We start from the raw sequence: 1,726 nt of genomic DNA, 5'->3' as shown, positions 1-1,726 counted from the left end.
GGGTAGCGCTGCCCGGACCGCGGCCACCCCGGGCAGCGGTTCGGGGCTGGTGATCGTCCCTGTGGACGCGTCCCAGCGTTGCAGCCCGTACTGGCCAAGGATGACCATCGAGCGCAGCCCCGGCTCGTCGGTGAACCGGGCGAGGGCGAGCAGGGCTTCGACCGGGCGGCCGGTGATGATGGTGACCGATCCGACCCGTTCGGCCAGCCGCGCCAGGGCACTCAGGGCGCCGGGAGCGGGAACGGCATCGGAGGGGCGGTTGACGATCGGCGACAGGGTGCCGTCGTAGTCGAGCGAGACCAGGGCATGCCGCGGGTCGGTGAGCAGCGTGGCGAGCCCGGAGCCGCCGGCGAGCGTCCGGGGTGCCTCGGCGAGCGGGCTGGTACCGGGTGTGGAAGTCATAGGTTCAGGTCCGTCACTCGGGCGGGTCGGTCTGGAAATCCTTGGTGATGACAAGGATGAGCGGGTCGTCCGAGATGAAGTGCGCGGTTTTGGGAGCCGCGGCTCTGACATCCGGGATCAGTTCCTGCATGGTCTTGGCTGCGGCCTCCTGCTCCGGCTCGTAGAACACGGTCGGCACCGCGACGTTGTACGTCGAGTTGTAGTTACCGATCCGGGTCACCGTGAAGCCGGCGGCTTCCAGCCGTGCCCGGGCGATCTCCGCAAGCCCCGTCTCCCTGGAGTTGTTCAGGATCACTACGGGGGCGAAGATGTGTTTCGGCGTGGTCGACGGAGCAACCGGGGCGGCTGCCTTCGGCGATTGTGATGTTTCCTTGGGTAATGGAAGGGCGCTCGTCGCCGGCGCGACAGGCGCTGGCGTCGCAGCCGTGGATGCGCTGGCGGGCCGCGCGGCCGTGGCCGTGGCTTGGGCCGGTGGACCTGTGGAGGCGGCGGGCGTCGTGTCCGGCGAGGGGTCGTTGACCAGGTTGACGATCAGGATGCAGCCGAGCACGGCGAGCACGGCTACGGTCCCGGCGGCGATGGTATGCAGCCGGTCACCCCGACGCAGCCGCGGCGGCGGTGGGGGGGCTGGGGAGGTGATGGTCTCGGTCATGGCGGGTGCTCAGATCTCGGCTGGGTCGAGTCGGTCGGTGTTGCCCGAACGTGCTCGCCGTCGCGTTGCCCGCAACCTGCGCAGCCGTCTGACCAGCATGGGGTCAGCGACGAGTGCGGCGGGGGAGTCGATCAGGGCGTTCAGGATCTGGTAGTAGCGGGTCGCGGAGATACCGAACTCGGTGTGGATCGCGGTCTCCTTGGCGCCCGCATATCGCCACCAGTGATGCTCGAACTCCAGCACCCGGTGCTGGCGGTCGCTGAGTGCCGCTGCCGGGTCAGCTGCGTCGGGATCACGCGCGGGCCACGGCTGGTGACCGGATGCCGGCGGTTGGTGACTGGATGCCGGGGGATCGGACGAGGCCGGCGTCTGTGCGGGATGGTGCGGTACGCGGAAGGTCTGCGATTCGGGCGCCAGGACATGAGCGGCTTTCACTACGATGATCAACCTCCTCCGGCGGGGATCCGCGAATCACAGGAATGTGCTTCGCCGTCCACTATTTCAGAGGTTGGGTCCGACAACTTCCGCCGAGCCGGTCGACACGCGGAATCCTCCTCTCATCGACCCCGCCTGCCTGGTACCGCATGAAGAAGATCACGACTCTGGGGCGGGGCCGATCATCAGTGCTGCCCTTTGCTGGTCCGTCCCGTCCCGTCCCGTCCCGTCCCGTAC

General features: G+C 68.5%; 3 protein-coding genes. All 3 read right to left on the bottom strand.

Going from position 1 to position 1,726, the window contains the following annotated elements; all coding sequences use genetic code 11:
* Window positions 1–402: trehalose-phosphatase (locus tag DD1DGNOD_RS25605; RefSeq protein WP_283234756.1), on the bottom strand; the 402-nt coding region annotated here is incomplete at its 3' end.
* A 13-nt stretch (window positions 403–415) separates the two neighbouring features.
* A complete protein-coding gene (locus DD1DGNOD_RS25600; protein WP_131768881.1) occupies window positions 416–1,054 on the bottom strand; it encodes a LytR C-terminal domain-containing protein in 639 nt (212 codons plus the stop codon).
* Between the two features lie 9 nt (window positions 1,055–1,063).
* On the bottom strand, window positions 1,064–1,489 hold the full coding sequence (locus tag DD1DGNOD_RS25595; RefSeq protein WP_131768880.1) for a DUF3263 domain-containing protein: 426 nt from the start codon (window positions 1,487–1,489) through the stop codon (window positions 1,064–1,066).
* Window positions 1,490–1,726: the final 237 nt, after the last annotated feature.

Origin of the sequence: Candidatus Protofrankia californiensis (assembly GCF_900634765.1) — a bacterium.
Classification (GTDB): Bacteria; Actinomycetota; Actinomycetes; order Frankiales; family Frankiaceae; genus Protofrankia; species Protofrankia californiensis.
The sequence above is the reverse complement of the archived record's forward strand: the minus strand, read 5'-3'. Positions and strand labels throughout refer to the sequence as shown.